This is a genomic window from Rhizobacter sp. (genome assembly GCF_031412075.1).
Classification (GTDB): Bacteria; Pseudomonadota; Gammaproteobacteria; order Burkholderiales; family Burkholderiaceae_C; genus Rhizobacter.
In genome coordinates this window covers 1-3,026 of sequence record NZ_JANOCG010000242.1, presented here as the reverse complement: position 1 = coordinate 3,026, position 3,026 = coordinate 1, and the positions used below count along the sequence as shown (strand labels likewise).

Genomic DNA, 3,026 nt, shown 5'->3' with positions numbered 1-3,026 from the left:
GAGCCTTGTGGCCCATCTCTTCGACGACGATCATCGCCGTCTCTTGGTCCAGCTGCTGGTTGATGGTGACCATCTGGCCGAGCTTCATCAGCTGCTTGATGACCTCGCTGGCCTTGACCGACATCTTGTGCGCCAAGTCGGCCACGCTGATGGTTTCGGGCACGTGCACTTCTTGCACCTGCTGCTCAACCGGTGCCACGAAGGTGGACTGGTTGCTGTCACCCCGGTCGCCACGGCGGCCGCCACGCGGAGCACGCCAACCCGGGCGGGCACTGGCGCCACCCGGGGCATCGGTGCGGCCCTTGACGGCGCGCTTCTTGGCGGCGTCATCGGCCCAGCTGGACGACAGCTTCTCGGACTTGATCGACTTCTTGTCGCCCGGCTTGGCCACTGCGCCCGGCGCAGCAGCTGCGCCCGGGGCCGCGGCCGGCTTGTGGATGGTGCCCTTGATGCCTTCGGCGACCGGCTTCGGCGCTTCTTCCGGCTTCTTGACCTGAGGCACGCGCTTGGGCGCGTTCATCATCGCGCGAATGGCCTGGGCTTCGTCTTCAGCGGCCTTGCGGCGCTTGGCGAGGTCGGCGGCACGCTGCTTCTCTTCGTCCACCACATCGGCGGCCTTGATCACACGCAATGCAGGCTTGGCGGGCTCGACCGGAGCCGGGGCGGGCGCGGGTGCAGCGACAGCGGCAGGAGCCTGTGCGGCGGCGGCCTTGGCGCCCGAGGCGGCTTCAGCGGCTGCCGCTGCAGCAGCGTCAGCCAACGCCTTGGCGGCGGCTTCAGCGGCCTCGCGCTGGCGCGCTTCAGCGGCTTCGCGGTCACGCTTTTCCTGCTCTTCACGCAGGCGGCGCTTTTCGGCCAGCTCTTCTTCTTGCAGGCGCAGCTGCTCGGCCTGGGCTTGTGCCTCGGCTTGGCGACGCTGCAACTCGGCTTCGTCGTTCGCGGCTTCGGCGGGCTCATCGACCGCGGTTTCATCGCGCTTGACGAAGGTGCGCTTCTTGCGCACTTCCACCTGGATGGTGCGTGCCTTGCCGCTCGAATCGGCCTGCTTGATCTCGCTGGTCGACTTGCGGGTGAGCGTGATCTTCTTGCGCTCGGCGCCGGCAGCAGTGCCGTGCGCTGTGCGCAGGAAGTCAAGCAGCCGCTCCTTGTCGGACTCGGTCAGCGCGTCATCGGTCGACTTCTTGGCGACGCCGGCCGACTGGAGCTGCTCGAGCAGTGCCGCGGCTGAGCGGTTGAGCTCGGCGGCTAACTGGGCGACGGTGGTCACAGCCATTGTGAATATCCTTGCTTGGTACTTGCGGTGCTGCTGCGGTGCTGAATCAATGTGGGCTTCAGGTGAGTGATCAGGTCGTGAACCAGTGTTCGCGTGCCTTCATGATCAAGGCCTTGGCTTCGTCATCGGCCACGCCGGTGATTTCGGTCAGTTCGTCGACGGCCAGGTCGGCCAGGTCGTCGCGGGTGTTGACGCCGCCTTCGGCCAGCTTGGCGATCAGTGAAGGGGTCAAACCATCGAGGTCGCGCAGATTCTGCGAGACGTCATCGACCTTCTCTTCACGCACGATTTCCATGGTGAGCAGCGCGTCTTTGGCGCGGGTGCGCAGCTCGTTGACGGTGTCTTCGTCGAAGCCTTCGATCTCCAGCATTTCCTGCATGGGCACGTAGGCCACTTCTTCCAGGCTGCTGAAACCTTCGGCGATCAGGATGTCGGCCACTTCGGCGTCAACGTCGAGCTTGTCGACGAACAGCTTGCGCACGCCGTCGGACTCTTCGCTCTGCTTGGCTTGCGACTCTTCGGCCGTCATGATGTTGATGCGCCAGCCGGTCATCTCGGAGGCGAGGCGCACGTTCTGGCCACCGCGGCCGATGGCGATGGCGAGGTTTTCCTCGTCGACGACCACGTCCATGGCGTGACGCTCTTCGTCGACCACGATCGACTGCACGTTGGCCGGAGCCAGCGCACCGATCACGAACTGCGCCGGGTCCTCGGACCACAGCACGATGTCGACACGCTCACCCGCCAGCTCGTTGGTCACGGCATTGACACGCGAGCCACGCACACCGACACAGGTGCCGATGGGGTCGACGCGCTTGTCGTGCGAGATCACGGCGATCTTGGCGCGCGAACCCGGGTCACGGGCACACGACTTGATCTCCAGCAAACCTTGCTCGATTTCAGGCACTTCTTGTGCGAAGAGCTCGATCATGAAGCCGGGGGCGCTGCGCGACAGCACGATCTGCGGGCCACGCAGCGTGGGGTCGACTTCGGCGATGTAGGCGCGAACGCGGTCACCGGAGCGCAGGTTTTCTTTCGGGATCATCTCGCTGCGCTTCAGGCGCCCTTCGACACGGCCCGACTCGACGATCACATCGCCCTTGTCGAGGCGCTTGACGGTGCCCACGAAAACCTTGTCGCCACGCGACAGGAAATCGGTCAGCAGCTGCTCGCGCTCGGCGTCACGGATCTTTTGCAGGATGACCTGCTTGGCCGCTTGCGCACCAATGCGGCCGATGGTCACCGACTCGACCGGTTCTTCGATGTAGTCGTCGACCTCGATGTCGGAGATCTGCTCTTGCGCTTCGAACAGCAGGATCTCGGAGTCGGGCAACTGCAGGCCGGCTTCATTCGGCACCACGTGCCAGCGGCGGAAGGTCTCGTACTCGCCGCTGTCGCGGTCGATGGTGACGCGGATGTCCACCTCACCACCGTGCAGCTTTTTGCTGGCCGAAGCCAGGGCGGCCTCGACGGCGTTGAACACGACTTCGCGATCCACGCTTTTTTCGCGTGAGATGGCGTCTACCAGCATCAGCAGTTCACGATTCATTGCTTGCGATCTCCGTCAACATCGTCAGCCGTCGCTTCGTCACCCTGGGGTGCTTCAACCGGCTGGAAACGCCGGCCTTTGAAGTCCACCACGGGCACCAAGCGGGCCTCCTTTACCTCATCAAGCGAAAAATCCAGGGCTTGGTCAGCCGTGCCTTTGGTGTCGCTCTTGAGCACCAGGCGCCAACCTTCGCCCAATGCTTCC

At 64.4% G+C, this 3,026-nt stretch carries 2 protein-coding genes and 1 pseudogene; all 3 read right to left on the bottom strand.

Annotated elements, in window-relative coordinates; genetic code table 11:
• On the bottom strand, nt 1-1,273 hold a 1,273-nt coding region (locus tag RMO40_RS08515), incomplete at its 3' end, for a translation initiation factor IF-2 N-terminal domain-containing protein (RefSeq protein WP_309719069.1).
• A gap of 70 nt (nt 1,274-1,343) precedes the next feature.
• Nucleotides 1,344-2,822, bottom strand: a complete 1,479-nt coding sequence (nusA, locus tag RMO40_RS08510) for a transcription termination factor NusA (protein WP_309719066.1) — start codon at nt 2,820-2,822, stop codon at nt 1,344-1,346.
• Nucleotides 2,819-3,026 (bottom strand): annotated as a pseudogene (locus RMO40_RS08505) (hypothetical protein); the annotation flags it as partial. The gene nusA and the pseudogene RMO40_RS08505, both read right to left, overlap by 4 nt.

Excerpts from the sequence above, each read along its gene's own strand:
- nusA (WP_309719066.1), bottom strand. The coding sequence starts at position 2,822 with ATGAATCGTGAACTGCTGATGCTGGTAGACGCCATCTCACGCGAAAAA.